This is a genomic window from Mesorhizobium sp. B2-4-14 (assembly GCF_006442155.1).
In the GTDB taxonomy this organism is placed as follows: Bacteria; Pseudomonadota; Alphaproteobacteria; order Rhizobiales; family Rhizobiaceae; genus Mesorhizobium.
This window is the reverse complement of the sequence record NZ_VFVA01000012.1, coordinates 1-22563: the sequence shown is the minus strand read 5'-3', so window position 1 is coordinate 22563 and position 22563 is coordinate 1. Positions and strand designations below refer to the sequence as shown.

21 protein-coding genes are annotated in these 22563 nt (G+C 63.4%); 11 read left to right on the top strand and 10 right to left on the bottom strand.

Translation table 11 applies throughout. The annotated features are described in order from the left end of the window. Window positions 1-43 precede the first annotated feature (43 nt). From FJ938_RS12900 to FJ938_RS12890, 3 genes are read left to right on the top strand one after another with little or no spacing between them, the layout of a single operon-like run. Complete coding sequence (locus FJ938_RS12900) at window positions 44-991, top strand: ABC transporter permease (RefSeq protein ID WP_140694224.1); 948 nt, start codon at window positions 44-46, stop codon at window positions 989-991. Then, complete coding sequence (locus tag FJ938_RS12895) at window positions 988-1857, top strand: ABC transporter permease (RefSeq protein ID WP_140694222.1); 870 nt, start codon at window positions 988-990, stop codon at window positions 1855-1857. The genes FJ938_RS12900 and FJ938_RS12895 overlap by 4 nt, the downstream gene beginning before the upstream one ends. Continuing rightward, window positions 1854-3476: a dipeptide ABC transporter ATP-binding protein gene (locus FJ938_RS12890; protein WP_140694219.1), complete on the top strand. Its 1623-nt coding sequence runs from the start codon at window positions 1854-1856 to the stop codon at window positions 3474-3476. Before FJ938_RS12895 ends, FJ938_RS12890 begins: the two co-directional genes overlap by 4 nt. Window positions 3477-3491: 15 nt before the next feature. Here FJ938_RS12890 and FJ938_RS12885 read toward each other — a convergent pair whose 3' ends face one another. Continuing rightward, a complete protein-coding gene (locus FJ938_RS12885) occupies window positions 3492-3923 on the bottom strand; it encodes a TerB family tellurite resistance protein (protein ID WP_140694218.1) in 432 nt (143 codons plus the stop codon). 112 nt (window positions 3924-4035) lie between these two features. Between FJ938_RS12885 and FJ938_RS12880 the strand changes: the two genes are divergently transcribed. The 3 genes from FJ938_RS12880 (at window position 4036) to FJ938_RS12870 (ending at window position 6195) form a co-directional block, all read left to right on the top strand. Then, on the top strand, window positions 4036-4821 hold the full coding sequence (locus FJ938_RS12880; protein WP_140694422.1) for a TSUP family transporter: 786 nt from the start codon (window positions 4036-4038) through the stop codon (window positions 4819-4821). Between the two features lie 52 nt (window positions 4822-4873). After that, window positions 4874-5704, top strand: a complete 831-nt coding sequence (locus FJ938_RS12875) for an AraC family transcriptional regulator (protein ID WP_140694216.1) — start codon at window positions 4874-4876, stop codon at window positions 5702-5704. Between the two features lie 71 nt (window positions 5705-5775). Then, on the top strand, window positions 5776-6195 hold the full coding sequence (locus tag FJ938_RS12870; protein WP_140694214.1) for a VOC family protein: 420 nt from the start codon (window positions 5776-5778) through the stop codon (window positions 6193-6195). A 102-nt stretch (window positions 6196-6297) separates the two neighbouring features. Here the strand turns inward: FJ938_RS12870 and FJ938_RS12865 are convergent, their stop codons facing one another. Together FJ938_RS12865 and FJ938_RS12860 are read right to left on the bottom strand one after the other, a co-directional pair. Continuing rightward, entirely contained in the window at window positions 6298-7773 is a 1476-nt protein-coding gene (locus tag FJ938_RS12865; protein ID WP_140694212.1) for a cobyric acid synthase, read from the bottom strand. After that, window positions 7773-8387, bottom strand: coding sequence for a dimethylsulfonioproprionate lyase family protein (locus FJ938_RS12860; protein WP_140694211.1), 615 nt, complete (start codon window positions 8385-8387; stop codon window positions 7773-7775). Before FJ938_RS12860 ends, FJ938_RS12865 begins: the two co-directional genes overlap by 1 nt. A gap of 144 nt (window positions 8388-8531) precedes the next feature. Here FJ938_RS12860 and FJ938_RS12855 point away from each other — a divergent pair, with 144 nt between their 5' ends. The 3 genes from FJ938_RS12855 (at window position 8532) to mmsB (ending at window position 11065) form a co-directional block, all read left to right on the top strand. Then, window positions 8532-9698 carry an isobutyryl-CoA dehydrogenase gene (locus tag FJ938_RS12855; protein ID WP_140694210.1) on the top strand — a complete coding sequence of 389 codons (1167 nt, stop codon included), beginning with the start codon at window positions 8532-8534 and terminating at the stop codon, window positions 9696-9698. 33 nt (window positions 9699-9731) lie between these two features. After that, window positions 9732-10100 carry a four helix bundle protein gene (locus tag FJ938_RS12850; protein ID WP_140607621.1) on the top strand — a complete coding sequence of 123 codons (369 nt, stop codon included), beginning with the start codon at window positions 9732-9734 and terminating at the stop codon, window positions 10098-10100. Between the two features lie 80 nt (window positions 10101-10180). After that, window positions 10181-11065, top strand: coding sequence for a 3-hydroxyisobutyrate dehydrogenase (gene mmsB / locus FJ938_RS12845; protein WP_140694208.1), 885 nt, complete (start codon window positions 10181-10183; stop codon window positions 11063-11065). A 275-nt stretch (window positions 11066-11340) separates the two neighbouring features. Here the strand turns inward: mmsB and FJ938_RS29920 are convergent, their stop codons facing one another. The 7 genes from FJ938_RS29920 to FJ938_RS12805 all read right to left on the bottom strand — a co-directional run bounded on the left by FJ938_RS29920 (window position 11341) and on the right by FJ938_RS12805 (window position 19677). Further along, window positions 11341-11640, bottom strand: coding sequence for a cytochrome c oxidase assembly factor Coa1 family protein (locus tag FJ938_RS29920; protein WP_246673294.1), 300 nt, complete (start codon window positions 11638-11640; stop codon window positions 11341-11343). Then, window positions 11637-11984, bottom strand: coding sequence for a hypothetical protein (locus FJ938_RS29915; protein WP_246673292.1), 348 nt, complete (start codon window positions 11982-11984; stop codon window positions 11637-11639). Before FJ938_RS29915 ends, FJ938_RS29920 begins: the two co-directional genes overlap by 4 nt. A gap of 117 nt (window positions 11985-12101) precedes the next feature. Continuing rightward, window positions 12102-12464 (bottom strand): hypothetical protein, encoded by a 363-nt coding sequence (locus tag FJ938_RS12830; RefSeq protein ID WP_140694205.1) that lies wholly within the window; start codon window positions 12462-12464, stop codon window positions 12102-12104. A 127-nt stretch (window positions 12465-12591) separates the two neighbouring features. Further along, window positions 12592-13971 carry an aspartate aminotransferase family protein gene (locus FJ938_RS12825; protein WP_140607625.1) on the bottom strand — a complete coding sequence of 460 codons (1380 nt, stop codon included), beginning with the start codon at window positions 13969-13971 and terminating at the stop codon, window positions 12592-12594. A 257-nt stretch (window positions 13972-14228) separates the two neighbouring features. After that, window positions 14229-16292: a prolyl oligopeptidase family protein gene (locus tag FJ938_RS12815; RefSeq protein WP_140694203.1), complete on the bottom strand. Its 2064-nt coding sequence runs from the start codon at window positions 16290-16292 to the stop codon at window positions 14229-14231. Window positions 16293-16408: 116 nt separating this feature from the next. Next, window positions 16409-17590 carry an MFS transporter gene (locus tag FJ938_RS12810; RefSeq protein ID WP_140694201.1) on the bottom strand — a complete coding sequence of 394 codons (1182 nt, stop codon included), beginning with the start codon at window positions 17588-17590 and terminating at the stop codon, window positions 16409-16411. 179 nt (window positions 17591-17769) lie between these two features. Then, window positions 17770-19677 carry a phospholipase D-like domain-containing protein gene (locus tag FJ938_RS12805; protein ID WP_140607629.1) on the bottom strand — a complete coding sequence of 636 codons (1908 nt, stop codon included), beginning with the start codon at window positions 19675-19677 and terminating at the stop codon, window positions 17770-17772. A 260-nt stretch (window positions 19678-19937) separates the two neighbouring features. Here FJ938_RS12805 and FJ938_RS12800 point away from each other — a divergent pair, with 260 nt between their 5' ends. Next, window positions 19938-21515, top strand: coding sequence for a trimethylamine methyltransferase family protein (locus FJ938_RS12800; RefSeq protein ID WP_140694199.1), 1578 nt, complete (start codon window positions 19938-19940; stop codon window positions 21513-21515). Window positions 21516-21799: 284 nt separating this feature from the next. Further along, the coding region (locus tag FJ938_RS12790) for an FAD-binding oxidoreductase (RefSeq protein WP_140573940.1) at window positions 21800-22563 on the top strand (764 nt) is incomplete at its 3' end.

The window sequence follows — 22563 nt, the reverse complement described above, 5'->3', positions numbered from 1 at the left end:
CTGCTTCGCCCCAGGATGACGAAGTTGCGGTTCCCCACCTCCCATGACCGCCTACCTTCTCAAGCGCCTCGCAATAGCCATCGCCACGCTGGTGCTGGCTTCCATCGTGGTGTTCGCCGTGCTGGAAGTCCTCCCCGGCGATCCGGCGCGGCTGATGCTGGGCATGAACGCCAGCGCCGACCAGGTGGAGCTGTTGCGCAACCAGATGGGTCTCGACGCGCCGCTTGCCTGGCGTTACCTGCACTGGGCCGGCGGCCTGCTCAGCCTCGATTTCGGCCGATCCTACACCTATTCGGTGCCGGTCATCGATCTCGTGCGTGAACGGCTTGCCGTATCGCTGCCGCTGGCGCTGATCGCGCTGGCGCTCTCCACCATCATCGCCATTCCGGTCGGGCTGTTTTCCGCCAGCCGGCGTGGACGGGTCGGCGACACGGTGGCGATGGGCGCGGCGCAGCTTGGCGTGGCCGTGCCCAATTTCTGGTTCGCACTGATGCTGATCTATGTCTTCGCCGTCTGGCTGCACCTGGTGCCGGCCGGCGGTTTTCCAGGCTGGGCCGCCGGCGCCTGGCCGGCGCTGAAATCGCTGCTGTTACCGGCGGTGGCGCTTGCTTTGCCGCAGGCCGCGATCCTGGCGCGCGTCACCCGCTCGGCGCTGATCGAGGTGCTGAACGAGGACTATATCCGCACCGCCCGCGCCAAGGGCCTGCCCTACCGCGCCGTGTTGTGGCGCCACGCGCTGCGTAACGCCATGATCCCGGTGCTGACCATCCTTGGCCTGCAATTCGCCTTCCTGCTCGCCGGCACCATCATCATCGAGAATGTCTTCTACCTACCCGGGCTCGGCCGACTGGTGTTTCAGGCGATCACCCAGCGCGACCTGATCGTCGTCGAAAGCGTCGTCATGCTGCTGGTCGCCGCCGTCATTGCCGTCAACCTCGTCGTCGACCTTTCCTATGCGGTGGTCGATCCCCGCCTGAGAACCCGGCAATGACGCTGCGCATCGACATCCCCGAGGACACTTTCAGCGGCATCCTGGCCAAGGCGTTCAGGAACACCGCTTTCGTCAGCGGCTTCGTCATCACCGCGCTGATCCTGACGATGGCCATCGTCTCCTATATCTGGACGCCGTACGACGTGACGAAGCTGGTCATAGCGGACAAAACCCAAGGCCCCGCGCTGGCGCACTGGTTCGGCACCGACCATTTCGGCCGCGACATCCTGTCGATGATCATGGTCGGGGCGCGCAATTCGATTGCCGTGGCGTTGGTCGCGGTCGGCATCGGCATGGGTGTCGGCGTGCCGCTCGGCGCCTTTGCCGCGGCCCGCGGCGGCCTCATCGACGAAGCGCTGATGCGCATCAACGATCTCGTCTTCGCCTTCCCGGCGCTGCTGTCGGCCATCATGATCACCGCCATCTTCGGGCCGGGCGCGGTCAACGCCATCATCGCCATCGGCATCTTCAATATCCCGGTCTTTGCCCGCGTTGCCCGGGCGGGTGCGCTGGCGATCTGGCCGCGCGAATTCATCCTTGCCGCGCGCGCCGCCGGCAAGAGCAGCACGCAGATCACTGTCGAACATGTCCTGCCGAACATCGCTACGCTGCTCCTGGTGCAAGGCACCATCCAGTTCGCTCTGGGCATCCTGGCCGAAGCCGGGCTTTCCTATCTCGGCCTCGGCGCGCAGCCGCCAATGCCGAGTTGGGGCCGCATGCTGTTCGATGCGCAGACGCGCATGGTGGCGGCGCCATGGATGGCGATCTTCCCCGGCATGGCGATCGTCATCACCGTGCTCGGCCTGAACCTTCTGGGCGACGGCATCGCCGACATCCTCGAGCCCAAATCGCGGCGGCAGCGATGAGCCTGCTTGAGATCAACAATCTGTCGCTGACCATCGGCGATACGCAAATCCTGAAGGACATGGAGCTTTCCGTCGCGCCTGGCGAGGTGATGGGACTGGTCGGCGAATCCGGCTCCGGCAAATCGATGACCGCGCTGACAGTCATGCGGCTGCTCCCGCACACCGCACGTGCCACTGGGCGCGTCACATTCGACGGCATCGATATCCTTGCGGCGACCGAGGACCAGATGTGCGCGCTGCGCGGTGACGACATCGGCATGGTCTTTCAGGAGCCGATGACTGCCCTCAATCCGGTCAAGACCATCGGCGAACAGGTGGCCGAAGGCATACGCTGGCACACCAAAGCGACGCGCGCCGAAGCCGAGGAGCGGGCGCGAAAAATGCTCGACCGCGTCGGCCTTCCCTCGGCGAAATTCCCGCTGTCGCGCTATCCGCACGAACTGTCCGGCGGCCAGCGCCAGCGCGTCGTCATCGCCATTGCCTGCGCGCTGAAACCGAAACTGCTGATCGCCGACGAGCCGACGACGGCGCTCGATGTCGTGCTGCAGGCGCAGATCCTCGATCTCTTGCGCGGTCTCGTTGCGGAGAGCCGCATGGGTCTGCTGCTGATCTCGCACGATCTCGCCGTGGTGACCGAGATGGCGGATCGCATCACCATCATGCGCCGCGGCGAGGTGATGGAGGCCGGAGACACCGCGCGCACGCTGTCGGAACAGCTTCATCCCTATACGCGCCAGCTGGCGCAAGCCTCGATGCATGTACCGGCACGCGCTAGGCCACACGGCGCCGGGCTGGGCCAACCCATGCTTCAGGTTGAAGGCGTGACCCGCGACTATCCCGGCCGGCGTACTTCGCTGTTTCGGCGCGCGCCTGATATCCGTGCCGTCGACGATGTCTCCCTGTCGATTGCGCCCGGCCAGTCGGTGGCGCTGGTCGGCCGTTCCGGCTGCGGCAAGTCGACACTCGCGCGCATGATCCTGGCGCTGGACCGGCCGAGTTCGGGCACGATCCGGTTTCGCGGCGAAACCATCACCGGCAGGAGCAAAGCCGAGCTGAAGCCGGCCAGGCGCGATATGCAGGTTGTCTTCCAGGATCCCTATGGCTCCTTCGACCCGCGCCAGAAGGTCGAAAGACTGGTCGCCGAACCCTTGCATGTACTGGACAAAAAACCGACGCCCGCCGAGCGCCGCGAGATGGTCGCGCATGCGCTGCACGAGGTCGGCCTGGACCAGCGCGACATGGACAAGTACCCGCATGAATTTTCCGGCGGCCAGCGCCAGCGCCTGTCGATCGCTCGCGCCATCATCACCCGTCCCAAGCTGGTTGTCGCCGACGAGCCGGTTTCGGCGCTCGATGTGTCGATCCGTGCCCAGATCCTGGATCTGTTCGCCGGGCTCAACCAGAAGCTTGGCATCGCCTACTTCTTCATCACCCATGATCTGACTGTCGCTCGCGCCATCACCGACGAGGTGCTGGTCATGCATGAGGGCAAAATCGTCGAGCGCGGCAAGACGAGCGAGGTGCTGGATCACCCGCAATCAGAAGCCGCGCGAGCCCTGGTCACCGCTGCACCGGACCTGCACCGAGCGATCGCGCGAAGAATGCAGGAACAGGGGTGAGCAAGCCGTGCGACCTTAGTCTTCCGGCTGCACCACATCGACCGGGCTGATGTCGAGCAGGTCGAGCGTGCGGCGCAGCAGGCGCACCTCGGTCTCGGCCAGTTGCGAATCCGCCTTCGCGATCTCTGCCATGTGGCGGGCCAATTGCTTGCGTCGTTCGATGTCGAGATCGCGAAAAAGCGCGATAGCCTGCGAGCCATTGGTCTCGTAACCGAACTCATTGAGATATTCGATGACGTTGTCGATGCTGGTCTCGGGGATACCGAAAGCATCCTTGCAGATGCGCCGGAAGGCAATCATCTCGCTCTCGCTGACGGTGCCGTCCGCCAGGATCATGCGGAACAACATCAACAGTTCCGCCGAGAGGACCGGGTCGTCCGCCACCTTGCGCACGCCAGGGTCGCCGTCGAAGATAGAGCGTATCTGGTCCATCAATGCGAACGCCATCAGAGCCCCTTTCCGATTCCTCTTCAATAGTTAGCGCGGAATCAGCCTTGCGCAAACGGGATCGTCGTGGTCGAACGCCTGATATCTCAGCGAAGTGCGCTTTCTCATCTCGATGATCGACCTCAGCCTGCAGACTGTCGCCATGCTCGCTTTCGCCGCTTTTGCCGCGGGCTTTGTCGATTCGATCGCCGGCGGTGGCGGGCTGATCACCATCCCGGCACTGCTGCTTGCCGGTTTTTCACCGGTCGAGGCGCTTGGAACCAACAAGCTGCAAGGCATGTTCGGCTCCGGGTCGGCGACGATCCACTATGCCTCCAAGGGGCATGTCCACCTGCGCCGGCAATTGCCGCCGGCCCTGCTGGCGCTTGCCGGAAGCGCCGTCGGCGCCTTGCTGGCCACGATCGTTCCCGGCGACCTGTTGCGCGCCCTGCTGCCGCTGGTGCTGATCGCCATTGCGCTCTACTTCGCCCTGAAGCCCAACATGAACGATGTCGACCGCGCCGAGCGCCTGTCACCCTTCCTTTTTGGACTGACCCTGGTGCCGGCAATTGGCTTTTATGACGGGCTGTTCGGGCCTGGTGCCGGCTCCTTCTATATGCTGGCCTTCGTCGCGCTTGCCGGCTATGGCGTGCTCAAGGCGACGGCGCATACCAAGCTGCTCAACTTCGCCTCCAACATCGGTGGCTTCATCGTCTTCGCCGCCGTCGGCGTCATCTCCTGGAAGATTGGCCTGATGATGGGCGTTGCCCAGTTCCTCGGCGCCCGCCTCGGCGCCAGCCTCGCCATGCGCATCGGCGCCAGATTGATCAAGCCGCTGCTGGTGATCGTGTGTGTGGCGCTGGCGGCGAAACTGCTGGCCGACCCGGCCAACCCGCTGCGTGTCATGATCGGCGTTTGATAGACAGCCACTGTTCGAATAATGTTGGATTGGCCGGGCGGAAGGATGGCCAATGCCAATCGAGATGCAGCGCCGAACGGAACAGGACCGCTCCATATCTGGACGCTTCGAGATGCGCCGGCTTCTTCCCGGTCCCGCGCTTGAGGGCGTTGTCACCGACATTTGCGGCTACCGCGAAACCGCTGCCGGCCATTTTTGCAATGTCGAATACGCCTCGCTGACCGTGCCGCTGGTCATCAGCTTCGCAGAGCCCTTCGCCATCGGCCTTGGCAAGGCGCCTGATGACAATGACCGCTTCGCCAGCTTCGCCGCCGGCCTCTTCGCCGGACCTGTGATGATCGAATCCTTCGGCGCCGCCTGCTGCGTCCAGATCAATTTCACGCCGCTTGGCGCGCGCCGCTTCTTTCGCCTGCCGATGAGCGAACTGACCGACAGCATGGTCGTGCTCGACGACGTGCTGGGCATTGAGGGCATGGCGCTGCGCGAACGGCTTGGCAACGCGCCGAACTGGACGGCGCGTTTCGATCTTGCGGAAGCCTTCGTCACCGCCCGTCTTGCGAGCGCCGCCGAAACGCCGCCGGAGATCGCGTGGGCCTATGACCGCATCGTCACATCGGGCGGCCGGACACGGATTGCGTCGCTCGCCGAGAGACTGGGCTGGAGCCGCAAACATCTGGCTGGCAGCTTTTCCAACGCCATCGGCATCGGCCCCAAGACGATGTCGCGCATCGTGCGCTTCAACCGCGCGCTCGGCCTGTCGCGGCAGCAAACCGCTGACTGGGCCGACATTGCCGCCGATTGCGGCTATGCCGACCAGGCGCATCTGGTGCGCGAATTCCGTGAGCTGGCAGGCGAGACGCCGACGGCGCTTTCGGTCAGGTAACATTTCTTCAAGACGCTGGAACGGCCTTCGCCCAGACTGGGTATCGACCAACCCAACCGAAGGAGATCGACATGAACAGCAGCACTGAAGCACCACGGCTCTACCCTGCCCTGCGCTATCGGAATGCCGCGAAAATGATCGACTGGCTGTGCGAAGCCTTTGGCTTCAGCGTCCGTGCCCGCTATGGCGAAGGCGATGTCGTTCATCATGCCGAACTGGTGTTCGGCTCCTCCATGATCATGCTGGGCACGGTGCGTGATGACGACTACGGCAAGATGGTCGGGGAGCCAGGTTCGGGCGGCGGCAAGTCGATCTATATCGCCGTCGACGATGCCGATGCCGCCTACGCCAGGGCAAAGGAAGCCGATGCCACGATCATCCAGGAACTGACCGACCGCGACTATGGCAGCCGTGAGTTCATCTGCCGCGACCCGGAAGGAAATGTCTGGTCCTTCGGCACCTATTGGCCGAAGACCGGCAAGAAGGCCTGAGCCAATAGCGCCATATGGCTGACGACGCCCAGCTTCGTCATCCCTGCGCGAAGCAGGGCTGACGAAGCTATGGATGTTCCAGCAATTACCAGCGCCGCGAGATCAGCGCGCCATCGCGAAAATCGCGTCACAGTCGAGATGGCCCTCCAACTCGGCGGCGACCTCGTCCAGGGCCCGCTCGACCTCGGCCCGGTAATCGATGCCGCCACCGCTGATCCCAAGGCTTTCAAGGAACTTTCCTCGAAAGCCGTCGGCGCCGAACAGACCGTGCATATAGGTGCCGATCACTTTGCCATCGGCCGAGATCGCACCATCCTCGGCGCCGTTGATAATCGCCGACGGTCGCATAGTATCCGGCCCGGTGGTGCGGCCGAGATGGATCTCGTAACCTTCGAGCGGCAGGTCGAACGGGACGGATCGCGCGCTGACATTGCGCACGGTCTTCTCCGGCTCCATCACCGTTTCGACATCGAGCAGGCCGAGCCCTTCGGTCTCGGTAACGCTGCCTTCGATGCCATCGGGATCGCGCACCAGACGGCCAAGCATCTGAAAGCCGCCGCAAATGCCTACGATATGGCCGCCCCGCCTGCGGTGCGCCAACAAATCGCGATCCCAGCTATTCTCGCGGAATTTCAGGAGATCGCCGATCGTCGATTTCGAGCCGGGGATGACCACCAGCCCGGCATCGGCCGGCAGCGGTGTACCGGGCGGTACGAACACCACTTCGACCTGAGGTTCGGCCTTGAGCGGGTCGAGATCGTCGAAATTGGCGATGCGGCCAAGCATCGGCACCGCCACCTTCAGCGCGCGCGCCTCGCCGGACGCAAGCCGTTCCAGCACCACCGAATCCTCCGAAGGCAACCTTGCCGCCGCCTTCAGCCATGGCACGACGCCAAAACAGCGCCAGCCGGTGAATTTTTCGATCGCTTTCAGACCATCATCGAACAGCGAGACATCGCCTCGGAACTTGTTGATGAGGTAACCCACGATCATGCGTCGGTCCTCTTCCGGCAGGATAAGATGGGTACCGGCAACCGAGGCGATGACGCCGCCGCGGTCGATATCGCCGACCAGCACAACCGGCACATTGGCACGCGTGGCAAAGCCCATATTGGCGATGTCGCGGCTCCTGAGATTGATTTCGGCCGGCGAGCCGGCACCCTCGACAATGACAAGGTCCGCGTCCTCACCGACCTTCGCCCAGGAATCGAGCACCGCGTCCATCAGCCGGCCCTTCAGCGCCTGGTAGTCGCGCGCCCTCGCCTCGCCGAACACCTTGCCCTGCACGATGATTTGCGCGCCGACATCGGTCTGAGGCTTGAGCAGCACCGGGTTCATGTGGACTGACGGCGCGACGCCGCAAGCGATTGCTTGCAGCCATTGCGCACGGCCGATCTCGCCGCCGCCACGTCTGTTGTCGCCGGGAATGTCGGCGACCGCGGCGTTGTTCGACATGTTCTGCGGTTTGAACGGCCGCACCTTCAGGCCGCGTTTTTTTGCGACGCGACAGAGGCCGGCAACCAGCACCGTCTTGCCGACATCCGAACCCGTGCCTTGCAGCATGATTGCCCTGGCCATCAGTTCCGGCCCTGCGTCGCGGTTCCGGTGATCGTGGATTTCTGCGCCAACGGCCCGCCGCGCCAGATGTAGAGCGCCAGCAGCGGCTCCTTGCCCGTTCGCATGGCGTGATTGACGTTCGAAGCGTGGTGGACGACCTCGCCGGCCTCCCGCTTGCGAAAACCGCCCTCGCCCATGCGCCACTCTGTGCCACCGGTCAGCGGAATATAGATCTCCTCGGCGACGTGATGGTGGTCGGGATAGACGATGTCGGGTCCGAGGATCAGCAGCCCGGCCGCCACCTCGTCATTGGCGAAATGGCCACGCGTACCGAACATTTCCAGCCAGCCGTAATTGTCGATGAAGGCCTTGCCGAAATCAGCCTCCGTATAGGTCTGCCCCCAATGCAAATCGTTGCGCTGCCGCGCCAGCAATTGCACCAACGGCTTCGCATCCGGCGGCGTCAGTTCGGCGGCGCGATCGAGATGGCGCAGACAGCCGAGGGTATGTGACTCCAGTGCGCGGGCCGGCATGTCCCAGCCAATGCGCGCCACGGCGTCTCGCACCAGGGCATTGTCCACCGAAGCGAGATAGGCGCGGAACTGTTCGAGCAGTTCGTCGAATTTTGTCGTCACATCTGGCTCCGAACACGCATTGATGCACAGCCGCTCCGCGAACGGTTGGGTTGCGCGGCGGCATCATTGGTCTAGATTGGTGCGCGCGCAAAGCCAAAAACGACAGGCCAGCGGGCTAGCTGGCCAGCACACAGGGAGCACGCCATGGACGCCGCGGTCGATGCGAGCACCAGCCAGTTCGAACTCAACGAGGAACAGCGCGCCATCCAGGAGATGGCCCAGGCCTTCGCCACCGATCGCGTCGCGCCGAATGCGCTCGACTGGGACCGCAGGAAACATTTCCCCGCCGACGTGATCCGCGAAACCGGGCCGCTCGGCCTCGGCGGCATCTATATAAGGGACGATGTCGGCGGCTCCGCGCTCGGCCGACTGGATGCCGTGCTGATCTTCGAGGCGCTGTCGCACGCCGACCCGGCCTTTTCGTCCTTCATCTCGATCCACAACATGGTGGCCTCGATGATCGACCGCTTCGGCAATGAGGAGCAGCGCCAGCGCCTCCTGCCCAAGCTGACCTCCATGGAATCGCTGGCGAGCTACTGCCTGACCGAGCCGGGCTCCGGATCGGATGCCGCGGCGCTGAAAACGCGCGCGGTGAAAAGCGGCGGCGACTACATTCTCAACGGAGCCAAGCAGTTCATCTCGGGCGCCGGCGACAGCGATGTCTATGCCGTCATGGTGCGTACTGGCGCGGACGGGCCAAAGGGCATTTCCACCCTCATCGTGCCGAAGGACGCGCCCGGCCTCTCCTTCGGCGCCAACGAGCACAAGATGGGCTGGCACATGCAGTCGACGCGCCAAGTCATTTTCGAGGACTGCAAGGTGCCGGCCGAAAACCTTCTGTCGGGTGAAGGCGCCGGCTTCGGCATCGCCATGGCCGGCCTCGACGGCGGCCGGCTGAACATCGCCGCCTGTTCGCTGGGTGGCGCGCAGTCGGCGCTCGACAAGGCGCTGTCCTACACGGCCGAGCGCAAGGCCTTCGGCTCGAAAATCAATCAGTTCCAGGCTTTGCAGTTCAGGCTGGCCGACATGGAGACAGAACTGCAGGCCGCGCGCATCTTCCTCTATGCCGCTGCCTCCAAACTCGACCGCAAGGCGCCGGATGCCGGCAAATGGTCGGCGATGGCCAAGCGCTTCGTCACCGACACCGGTTTCAACGTCGCCAACGATGCGCTGCAACTGCTCGGCGGTTACGGTTATCTGCATGGTTACGGCATCGAGAAGCTGGTGAGGGATCTGCGTGTCCACCAGATCCTCGAAGGCACCAACGAGATAATGCGCGTCATCATAGCGCGCGCCTTGATCGGAAGGTGAAACTAGGCAGTAGGCAGTAGGCAGTAGGCAGAGATGACCGGCAAGATCAATTCGTACAAGGATCTTATCGTGTGGCAGCAGGCCATGGACCTGGCCGTCGCTACCTACTCGTTGACCAAGACGTGGCCAAAAGAAGAATTATATGGGCTCACCAGCCAGATCCGTCGTTCAGCCAACTCCATTCCTGCGAACATCGCGGAAGGGTACGGCCGAGACAATAGAGGCTCTTATCAGCAATTTCTCAGGATTGCCCAAGGCTCCCTGAAAGAGTTCGAGACGCACCTCCAGATCGCCGAACGAATCGGCTTAGCCACGCACGATCAAACAAATCAGATGCTGTTAGCGACCGAGGGCATCGGAAAAATGCTTCGCCAACTTATCATCAAACTTGCACCCGAATAGTCGCCTACTGCCTACTGCCTACTGCCTACTGCCTACTGCCTACTGCCTAAAGGCCTCACCCCAAATCAAGGAGCGCCCCTATGACCACCATCGCCTTCATCGGCCTCGGCAATATGGGCAATCCAATGGCCGCGAACCTGGTCAAGGCAGGGCATACGGTGCATGGCTTCGATCTGGTGACGGAGAACCTGACCGTCGCGAGGGAACACGGCGTCATCGTCATGGCCAACGCGCCGGCCGCAGTGAAGGACGCCGATGTAGTCATCACTATGCTCCCCGCCGGCAAGCACGTGCTGTCGGTCTATGAGGACATCGCCTCCAAGGCAAAAAAAGGCGCGCTGTTCATCGACTCCTCGACGATTGACGTCGATTCGGCACGCAAGGCGCATGCCATCGCGGCGAAACACGGCCTGCTGTCGATCGACGCCCCTGTTTCCGGCGGCACCGGCGGCGCCACCGCCGGCACGCTGACCTTCATGGCCGGGGGCTCCGACGATGCATTCGCCACGGCCGAACCAATCCTCAAGCCGATGGCCGGCCGCATCGTCCATTGCGGCGGCGCTGGCGCCGGCCAGGCGGCGAAGATCTGCAACAACATGATCCTCGGCATTTCGATGATCGGTGTCGCCGAGGCCTTCGTGCTGGCGGAAAAGCTCGGCCTGTCGCATCAGGCGCTGTTCGACGTCGCCTCGACCTCTTCAGGCCAATGTTGGTCGCTGACCACCTATTGCCCGGTGCCCGGCCCGGTGCCCACCTCGCCCGCCAACAAGGACTACAAGCCGGGCTTTGCCGCCGCCCTTATGCTGAAGGACCTGAAACTGTCACAGGAAGCAGCACTTGGCGCGGGCGCGGTGACGCCACTTGGTGCCGAAGCGGCACAACTCTATGCCCTGTTCAACGCCCAGGGGCATGGCGGCGCCGATTTCTCCGGTATAATTAATTTTCTGCGCGGCGCCCCTGCGTAACCAACGGGTTTGATGGGCTTTTTCCTGGTTGGCCCGGCAGGACGGCCGCAAATTTAGATTTGTTTAAGCTCTCGATAACTCCGCGGTAACGATGTCCCTATAAAACGGATTGCGAGGCGGACATATCGCATCCGCCCGGCGCTCCGGATCAGGTCTCGCGTACCGGAGCCCTTCGCCAAGTGTTGAGTAGCGAAACGCCATGCGTATCTGGCAAAGCCGCGTTCCCGACGGAGCGCGGTTTTTGCATTTCCGCCGCGCCCGATCCGGGCTGGAGCCTATATTCCGATCGCGGCGTTCGGGATCGGCACGTGATCTTCATTGGTCAACACGATCGGCGCATCGAAACCGTCCACCCTGATCACGAGCAGGCGCATGCTCCATGTGCCTGCATTGCGAACCAGGTGGGAAAATACGGTCCCTTTACCCTTGGCGCCGTGAACGGGAATGCTGAACTGGGCATCGCCCGCGCCATTCGCATTGACGTTGAGATGCCCGCCGACCCAGAAATTGTCGGTCACATCGTCACCAATGGCGGCTTTCACACGGCTGTCGGCGCGAATGGCGTCCATGGTCATGTGATAGGCACCATTACCTTTGAGCATAAATGGACGCTGCCGACCATCGTCGCGCAGCCGCCTATACTGACCACCCAGACGGAAAGGCCCGCGATTGCCCAGTTGCGCTGCGTCCTGCGGAATTGTTCGGCATCGCGCCAGGTCCTGTTCTGCCAGGCCCAGCGGCTGCCGCGTGCTCCAAGCACGAAGATCATGATGAGGTTGACGACCGGGATCAGCGCCAGCAGCGCGATGAAAGTGTTGTTGCCGATGCCCCAGATCCAGTTGAGGAAAAAGGCGCCCCAATTCCAGCGATCTAGCTCGGCCGGGATTTCGGCTGGCTGATTGAGCGGTTGTGCTGCCATGCTGCCTCCCGTCGGTGCGTATACCGATCGGTTTTAAAGCAACTCCAGAAAAAGTGTGAAACGGTTTTCCGCCCGGAATCGGGCCAACCCGAAAATCAAAGTTCCGCGGCACCCATTTCAAGCCTTTGACGAAAGCCGGCGAAAATTCGCCTTCACAGCCCGGCTGGCCGGCTTCAGCGCGGCGCTGATCGACCGTTCAGCCGCGACGCCGTTGAGCAGCGACGGTGTCTGGCCGGAAAGAACCTCCGGCCAGAAACGGGCCGCCGACTGCAGAAACGACATTTGCGCCGCAACCGCGCCCTCGGCCATCGCGACGGTCTTCTCGCTGACCGCCCTTGCCGTCTCCGCACTCCAGGGCTCGCCGCTCCGGGCCTCCATGGCCATCAGTGGCAGGCGCATCATCGCCACCATCGGCGCCAGCATCAGGCCCGCGCCGATGCTGTTCGCTTCCTGCACGCGTCGACGTCTGGTCTTTCTCATGGAACCCCCTTCGCGGCCGGATCGACCGCCGCTCACACTACGCGCCAAAGGTGGGATCGTTCCCTGGCCAGGATGGTATCTTCTCGATACCGAGCGTCTCCTGAAGAAACGCCCGGTCGAGCTTCGCCTACCGCTTGCGCAGATCCGCCTGTGCCAAATCCAGCGCTTTGCCGATACGTTCGCAGGCCATGTCGATCGTATCGCGGGTCCAGATCAGCGGCGGCGACAGGATCATCGTATCGCCGGTGGCGCGCAGCATCATGCCGTTGGCGATCGCATGATCGCGGACCGTCACCGCGGCACTTCCTGACGGCAGGAACCGTTCCTTGGTCCCCTTGTCCTTGACGATCTCGATCGCACCCATCAGTCCGATCGAGCGCACTTCGCCAACCAGGTCATGCCCAGCAATGCGCTCTTGCAGGGCCTTGGCGAAATACGGCCCGGTGTCGTTCCTGACGCGGTCGACCAGGCCTTCCCGTTCGATGATCTCCAGGTTCTTCAACGCCACGGCGCAGGCCACGGGGTGACCCGAATAGGTGTAGCCATGGTTGAACTCGCCCCCCTTCTCGACCAGCGTCGAGGCTATGCGATCGCCGACCAGGAGTGCCGACAACGGCTGATAGCCCGAGGTCAGCGCCTTTGCCGTGGTGATCGTGTCGGGCTCGATGCCGAAGGTCTGCGCGGCAAACCACTCGCCGGTGCGGCCATAGCCGGTGATGACCTCGTCCAGCATCAGCAGCACGTCGTATTTGCGGCAGATGCGCTGCACTTCGGGCCAGTAACTGGCCGGCGGGATCTTGACGCCGCCCGCGCCCATCACCGGCTCACCGATGAAAGCCGCGACCTTGTCGGCGCCGGCCTCGAGGATGGCATCCTCGACCGATTTGGCCGCGCGCAGGCCGAACTCATGGTCGCTCTCACCCGGCAGCGCCAGCTCATAGGCATAGGGCATCATCACATGGACGATGTTGGGCACGGCCCCGTTGAGTTGCTTGTGCATGGCATCCATGCCGCCGAGCGAGGTGCCGGCGATGGTCGAGCCGTGATAGGCCATCTTGCGCGAGATGACGCGGTTCTTTTCCGGCTTGCCTTCCAGCACCCAGTAATGGCGCACAAGACGCAACGCGGTGTCGTTGGCCTCCGAACCGGATGACCCATAGAACACCTGGTTGACGTTACGTGGCGCGATTTCGGCCAGCTTCTTCGACAACAGCACCGGCGTCGGCGTCGAGCATTTGAAGAAGGAATTGTAGTAAGGCAGTTCCTTCATCTGGGCATAGGCGGCCTCGGCCAGTTCGTCCCGGCCATAGCCGATGTTGACGCACCACAGGCCGGCCATGCCGTCGAGCAGCTCCGCCCCTTCGGAATCGTAAATGAACGGGCCATTGGCATGAGTGATGACGCGCGAGCCGGCCTCGCGCAGTTCCCTATGGTCGGTGAAGGGATGCAGGTGATGCGCGGCGTCGATCTGCTGAAGCTGCTTCAGCGAATAATTTTGATAGGTCATGTCTGATCTTTCCTCTGGATTCAATCCGGCTGCGCCGGGGCGAATGCATCAGAGGCAGGCAGGTGGCGAATAGCCGATGCGGGCGCACAGCCGCAAAAGCTCGGCGCGCAGCGTGCGCGGTGACGGTGTCACTGCGACCCTGAACGCGCGAGCCCCAACTGCGCTGACCAATATCCTGACGAGAGCCATGGTCGGTACCTTAGAGCAAAGGCTGGTCGACGTGAACCACCCTTCGCTTGGCCCATGAGGGAATGTGTCTATGGGTTGGCGCTCAGCGCCCTCTGCAGGAACACGTATTTCATCGCCGTCTGCGCGGCCTGCGGCCGGCGGTCGCCACGCCCGCCATGTCCGCCCTCGGTTTCCTCGAAGAACAGCGCCTTCGCGTGCCCGGCCTCCTGGAGGCGGGCCGCCATCTTGCGCGCGTGGCCGGGATGAACCCGGTCGTCGGCGGTCGAGGTGGTCAAGAGCACCGGCGGATAGGCGGTATCGGCAGTGACATGTTGATAGGGCGAATAGGCGGATAGCCATTTCGCGTCTTCCGGCTTCGACGGATCGCCATACTCTGCCATCCACGAAGCGCCCGGCGGCAATTCGGTGTAGCGCAGCATGTCGAGCAGCGGCACCTCGACGACGACGGCGCCAAACAGTTCCGGGTGCTGCGTCAGGGAAACGCCGGTCAGCAGCCCGCCATTCGAGCCACCCTGGATGCCGAGCGAGGCAGCCGTGGCGATGCCGCGCCTGACGACGTCCTCTGCCACCGCGGCGAAGTCATCGAAGCCGTTCTGGCGCTTGCCCTTCAATGCGGCCTGGTGCCAGGCCGGCCCGAACTCGCCGCCGCCGCGAATACAGGCCTGCACATAGGCGTTGCCCTTCTCCAGCCACAGCCTGCCTCGCACACCGGCATAGCCCGGCAGCAGCGGCACTTCGAAGCCGCCATAGCCGTAGAGCAGCGTCGGCACCGGCCCCTTCTGGTCGCGACGCCGCACGACGAAGTATGGGATCATCGTACCATCCTTCGAGCGCGCCTCGAACTGCTCCGAGATCAGCGGCGAGGCATCGAAACGCGCCGGCTGCGACTTCACCGTCGCAAGCGTCTCACCATCGTCATCGGACCAGATGATTGAACTCGGCGTCAGGAAATCAGTGAAGGAGAAGGACACGCTGGAGCCGAAATGCTCGGCATGGCTGATGCCGACAGTGCCGTTTTCGGGCAGTGCGACGGGCTTCAGCGACCAGGCGCTGTCCTTGCGCTGGCAGACGAGCACCTTGCCACGCACATTGTCCATCAGGCTGATGAACAACCGGTCCTGCGTTCTGGCGAGCCCGGCAATCGACACGTGATATGCCGGCGCCAACAAGGTTTCGATGGCGCCAAAACCGCCGGTTTCGATCCAATGCGCGAAATCGAGCGAATAGAGTCCATCAGGCTGGCACGCCGTGCCGTCCGGCGCCGTCCAGGGGGTGCGCACCCCGAACACCAGTTGATCCTTGAAAAGCGCTGTGTCGGTGACGTCGTCGGGCAGCGGAATGCGCCTGTTTTCGCCTGATGGCAGATGCAGGAAACTGTGCGATGCGAAGAAATTGAGCGTTCGCGCCAGGAACAGATGACGTTTCTCGCCGTCGAATTCGACGCCGGCGCCGACAGCGAGGTCCTCGGTCTTTCCCTCGAAGATCGGCGTGGCGTTTTCGAGTTTCGTGCCGCGCTTCCACAGCTTGACCACGCGCGGATAGCCGGATTCGGTCTTGTCCGCGTCCTCGAGGGCCGCCGAGACGATGACCGTGTCCTTGTCCAGCCAGCCAAAACCCGACTTGGAGGCCGGCGCACGGAATCCGTTCTCGATAAAGGACTTGGTGTCGATGTCGAACTCGCGCATCTCGCTGGCGTCGCCGCCGTCCGGGGACATCGAGAGCAGGCAGCGGCTGAAGTCCGGATAGAGCCGGCTGGCGCCGCTGAAGACCCATTTGATCCCCTCTTTCGCCGCGAGCTGGTCGAAGTCGATGATTGTCTCCCACTCGGGCTTGTCGGTCTTGTAGGAAGCGACGGTCGTGCGGCGCCACAGGCCGAGCGCATTGGTCTTGTCCTGCCAGAAATTATAGACATGACCGGCAATGGCCGCACCGACAGCGATGTTGTCCTCCGCCGTCATCAGGTCGAGCGCCGTCTGGAACGACGCCTGATAGGATGGATCGCCCTGCAGTTCGCCAACCGTGATCTCGTTCTGGCGGTGCACCCAGTCGAGCGATTGTTCGCTCGTCCTGTCCTCTAGCCAGAGGAAGGGGTCTTCATGAGCGGATTCTGGCTTGGCGATGGGCTTGGTCATGGAATCTCCGATTGCTTCGGCATGCAACATCGACATGCGATCTCCGATATTCAATAGCTGCGGCATCTGGGCAGAGGATTCAGGCCTTCCCGCGACTTCATCCGAACCCGCCACCATCACGCCTTGCCGCTCTGGCGCACGGACGAGCGATAGAGCGCGAAGATGACCAGCACGGCATCAAGCCCTGCGATCACCACAGGCAGCCCCAGCGGGCCGATGCCCTGCATCAACAGGCCGGCGCCGGGCGGGCCGACAATGCCGCCAACGCCCCACAGCAAGGCGAAAGCCGCATTGCCGGTGACGAGCAGCGTGCCCTTGAAGCGGCTGCCGAGTTCCACCAGCGCCATCGTATAGACGCCATAGCCGACCGCGCCCATCACCAGCAGCACCATCCAGATCAGCGGTGTCGTTATCGTGAGCGGCAGCAGCGCCGCGCAAACTGCCGTCGCCATCGCGCAGGCCAGGATCATGGGGCGGCCGCCGAAGCGTTCGGCAAGCAGGCCAAGCGGGATCTGCAGCAGGATGTTGCCCAGGGACAGCGCCATCACCAGTGCTGCGAGCACGGCCTCCGGCAGGCCGTAGTCGGCGCCGAAGACGGGAACCAGCGCATAGGTGCTTTGCTGGACGGCGGCCGAGACCAGCACGGCCAGCAGCAGCGCCGGCGCCAGCCGGGCAAAACCGGCAAAGCTGCCGGCCGGCTGCCCATCATCCTCGAAACCGGTGAGCTTCGAAGAAACAAGGCGCAGGATGACGGCGCAAAGCACGAAGCCGCCAATGCCGACGCTGAAGGAAGCCCAGCCCTGCGTACCGACCAGTGTCAGGGTGAACGGGCCGGCGGCGTAGCCGGCGCCCATCAGCGTGTTGAACACGCCCATCACCCGGCCGCGCCGCGAAGGCGGCGCCAGCGACAGCGCCCACACTTCGCCAAGGATATAGAGCGGATTGATGACCACGCCGATTAGAAAGCGGATCACGTACCAGGCTACCCAGTTCTGCAGATAGCCGATGGCCAGGAAGCACAGCGCTCCGATCAGCGAGCAGCCGACCGCCAGCGTGCGCGCACCGACCAGGCGGACAGCCGCCGGCACGAATGACGCCGACAGGATCAGCCCGAGCGGCATCGTCGCCGCGGACAGGCCGATCAACCCTGGCGACATGCCTTGCTTCTGCATCAGGAGCGTGAACAGCGGCGAGCTCAACCCCTGCGCGGCGCCGAACATGGCAAGTGCCGCGGTGACGCCGGCGAGCGCTGCCCACTGCGTCCGCGCTTCGCCTTCGCTCGAGCCGGTTGCGACCATGCAGTCAATCCATGTGAAGTGCCGGCTGACCTCCGCGCGGCAGGCGTCATTAGCTACCGGTACGATCGGGGGAAGGAAAGGGCCGGCAAGCGAAATCCGCTTGCGCCAATCGGCCTGTGCGCCCGATCGTGGCCGAGCGGGCCTGGATCGGATGAGCCTGAGATGCGCGGCAGGCCACGCTACGGGAAATAGCGGGCGATCGCGCCCTTCTTGCCGTCGGCGTAAGGCTTCAGCCACTGGTCGTCGATGGAAAGTCCGTCATCGTCCGAAGGCCCCTTGCCGATCGTCCTCCGCCAAGCGCGAAACTTGTAGTGGTCGAACACGTCGAGCATGTGCACCGCGTAGGCGGCCGCGAAGGTCTTGTCGCCTTCGACGATCACAAGGTTCTCGTCATTTTCGTAAGAGGCCTTGTAACCGAGATTGTGGCTGCCGGTGATGACGGTGGCGTTCTCCTCCATCGGATCGATGATGACGATCTTGTCGTGCACGATCGCATGGCCGACGGTCAGCACCTCGGCCTGGAAGTCGCGGGCGATGGTGGCGCCGGTCAGGTTCGCCGCCCGCACGACGGAGACGTTCGGAGCCTCCCAGATCTTTTCCGGATAGACGAAGGGCGCCTTGCCGTCCTTGTTCGACTTGTGGGTGACCGGATCCTTGGTCGGCGCGACATAGTTGGGCATGGCGGTTTCGTCGCTTATCGCGCCCTGCACGATCAGCTTCGGATCGGCCTTCGCCGCCGCGACGGCCTGGTCGACGATCGAGTTTTCGCCGAGCAGCGAGGGATTGAACACCAGAAACAGCACCGCCCGCTTCGCAGCCTTGATGCGGGCGAAGACATCCTCGAGATCCACCGGCCGCACCGAGATGTCCTTCTTGTTGCGGTCGGGATCGTTCGGCGAAAACCAGATCGTCATGCCGTCCAGCACCGCCGTGGTGCCGTTCAGAGGGTTTGGCATGTGGTTCTCCTTGCGAAACGGCACGCCTTGCGTCTGTGCCACGCGGCCGGCAGCGCTTTCCGAGGCCGGCGGCGGAAACACGTCGGCCTTCATGCGATCCCAGTAGGCGTCGAAGATTTCGGCCATTGCAGGATCGTCGCGGATGAAGGCGTTGTTGGACTGCCCGCAAATGCCCGTCGACGTCCAGTTGGTGCTGCCGGTCATCACCGCTTGCGGCTTCCCCTGGGCGTCGCGGTAGACGGCAAACTTGTTGTGGCCGATGTGGTTGTTGTTGAAGAGGCGATCCGTCACCACCACGCCCGCGTCGTGCAGGCGCTTCCTGTAGGGCGCGTTGCCGGCGTCCCACGCCTTGGTCTGGTCGTCCTTGCCCGAATTGGAAAGAATGACCTCCACGACATCCTTCGCGGCGAGGATGGCGTCGCACAGCTCGTCGTCGCCAAGCTCGTAAAGCGCGAGCCGGACGGTGCCGCCGTCCGTCTTGGCCCGTTTCAGCAGGCTGGTCAGCACGTCGGGCACATCGCCATGCAGGTAGGCGCGTATCTTGCTGGTCGGATCCTGCAGCACCGCCCTGATCTTGTCGCGCTGCCCGACCTTGATGCCGGCTTCCGCCAGTGCATGCGACATCCATTGCGTCGACAGCACGCCATTGGTGAAGGCCACACGCGCCTTGCCGAACATCTGCCCCAGGAAGATCGGTGGGCTGACCGCACCCCGGCCGAGATAGCCCAGCGGCCGCGCCGGCCCGGTGTAGGCGGGCTTGCCGTCGACGACCTGTTCGGGTCGCACCGGCACTGGATCGAGGCCGGGCTTCATGTCGCCTACCGGGCGCACCCGATAGGCAATCAATTCACCGTCAGGTCTGACGTCGATGCTGTCGCGGCGCCGCCGCACGGTGAGATCGCGCCAGAAGGTCTTCTGCACCGGCCAGACGCCGGTATCCTGGGGAATCCAGTCCTTGTTGCTCTGGCCCTTGAAGGGCACCCAGGACGCCAGGCAACGCTCTTCGCCTGTATCGGGATAGAGGCGCACGATCTCGAAGCCCAGGCAGTCCGGGATCATCCCGTCTATGTCCCAGGAAAGGAACGCGACTTCGTTGTTGGTCGCGGCACGCACCTTGACGACATCAGGCATGGGGCTGTCCCTCCAAAGACGTTCAGCCCGCAAGTATATCAGAAGTAAAAGACGGTACTGTAACGCGCGCGCCGTCGGCATCCATTCACTCGGCCGCGCTCAGCACTTGCTGGCGCGTCATGGTGACAAGGTGAGGTCCCCGCCATGCAACTGCCGTTCCGGCATGTCGCTTCCCTCGCTCTAGTGGTCGCCGCCTCCGCAATGGCCGGACCGCCGCCGGTCCATTATGCCGCCCACTTTCGCATCCTACGAGGCTCCTCATGACCGCCGCCCTTCAACCCGCCGAACCGGCTCCGGCAACCGATCGCGCCCGTCGGGGCGGCCGCGCCGGAAAACGCGCCGGTGGCTCGGCCGCGTTCGAGCAGCCTGCCTTCCGCCAGCTGAAAAACCCGTTGCAGCCGACCAGGCTGGTATCCGAGGACGAGCTGGAATCGATCCACCTCGCCTCCTTGCGCGTGCTCAGGGAAATCGGCGTCGACGTGCTGCACGACGAGGCCCGCCGCATCATGAAGGCGCATGGCGCCGACGTGCGTGAGGGCAGCGAGCGGGTACGCTTCGACAGCGACATGATCCTCGAACTGGTCTCCCATTGTCCGTCCGAATTCACCATCCATGCTCGCAATCCCGCGCACAATGTGCGTTTCGGCGGCAACAATCTGATCATCTCGATGATGGCGTCGGCGCCCAACTGCTCCGACATCGATCGCGGCCGCCGGCCCGGCAACCAGCAGGACTACCGCAATTTCCTGCGCCTGGCGCAGATGCACAACATCTTGAACTGTACCGGCGGCTATCCGGTCGAGCCGACCGACATCCATCCGTCGGTCCGTCACCTCGAATGCGTCCGCGACCTCGCCACGCTCACCGACAAGGTGTTCCACATCTATTCCCTCGGCAAGGAGCGCAATGTCGACGGCATCGAGATCACTCGCATCGCGCGCGGCATCAGCCGCGAGCAATTGATGGCGGAGCCGTCGGTATTCACCATCATCAACACCAATTCGCCGCTCAAGCTCGACGTGCCGATGATGGAAGGCATCATCCAGATGTCGAGCATGGGCCAGGTCGTCATCGTCACGCCGTTCACGCTTTCGGGCGCCATGGCCCCGGTCACCATCGCCGGCGCGCTGGTGCAGCAGAATGCCGAGGCGCTGTCCGGCATCGCTTTTGCCCAGATGGTGAAGAAGGGCGCACCGGTCGGCTATGGCGGCTTCACCTCCAATGTCGACATGAAGTCCGGTTCACCTGCCTTCGGCACGCCGGAATACATGAAGGCGCAACTCGTCGGCGGTCAGCTTGCCCGCCGCTACAAGATTCCCTACCGCACCTCCAACACCTGCGCCGCCAACACGGTCGATGCACAGGCGGCCTATGAGAGCGTGTTCTCGCTGTGGGGCGCGGTCCAGGGCGGCGGCAACCTGATGATGCATGCGGCCGGTTGGCTCGAGGGCGGCCTGCGTTGCTCCTACGAGAAGACCATTCTGGACATCGACCTGCTGCAAATGGTGGCCGAATTCCTCACCCCGCTCGACCTTTCCGACGAAGCGCTCGGCTTCGACGCCATCCAGTCAGTCGGCCCCGGCGGCCACTTCTTCGGCACCCAGCACACGCAGGACCGCTACAAGACCGCCTTCTATTCGCCGATCCTGTCGGACTGGCGCAATTTCGAAACCTGGGCGGAAGCCGGATCGCCGACAGCGATGGAAAAAGCCAACAAGGTGTGGAAGGAACGTCTGGCCTCTTACGACGAACCCTACATGGATCCAGCCATCCGCGAGGAGCTCAACGCCTTTGTCGCGAAGCGCACGGCCGAAGGCGGCGCGCCGACGGACTTCTGACCAATGTTGTTGACGAACAGTCGACCCCCACTCCGTCGAGCTGCGCTCGACACCTCTCCCCCGATCGACGGGGGAGAGGAAGGGTGCGCGGCGATTCCAGCCGGCGCCTTTCCTCTCCCTCCGGAGGGGGGAGAGGTGGCGCCGCGAAGCGGCGACGGAGTGGGGGAAACCATCCTTGCCGCGCTTGACGGCAAGCTGACCGAAAACATCGCCGTATCCGATTTGCGCTTTGTTTTCACGCCCTGCTCTCTCGATTAAATCTCTTCAAAGATGGACCTATCTTCATGAAATCCCATGTAAAAGCGGTTGTTATTGGCGGCGGCGTCGTCGGCTGCTCGGTTCTTTATCATCTGGCCAAGGCCGGCTGGACCGACATCATGCTGATCGAGCGTTCGGAGCTGACCTCCGGCTCGTCCTGGCACGCGGCGGGCGGCTTCCATACGCTCAACGGCGATCCCAACGTCGCCAAGCTGCAGGCCTATACGGTCCAACTCTACAAGGAGATCGAGGAAATATCCGGCCAGTCCTGTTCGCTGCACCTGACCGGCGGCGTGATGATGGCCGATACGCCCGAGCGCATGGATTTCCTGCGGCTCGCCCACGCCAAGGGCCGCTATCTCGGCATGGACACCGAGCTGATCACCCCGTCCGAAGCCAAGGCGATGTTCCCGCTGATGGACGAGACGAATTTCGTCGGCGCCATGTGGGACCCGGTCGAAGGCCATCTCGATCCCTCGGGCACCACCATCGCTTATTCCAAAGCCGCGAAAAAACTAGGCGCAGAGATCGTGCTGCGCAACCGCGTCGTCGACCTGACTCAGCAGCCGGACGGCACCTGGAACGTCGTCACCGAGCAGGGCACGGTCCATGCCGAGCATGTCGTCAACTGCGGCGGGCTGTGGGCACGCGAGATCGGCCGCATGGTCGGCGTCGAACTCCCGGTGCTGGCCATGGAGCACATGTACCTGCTCACCGAGCCGATGCCGGAGGTGGAGGAGTTCAACAAGTCGACCGGCCGCGAGATGATCGGCGTGCTCGACTTCAAGGG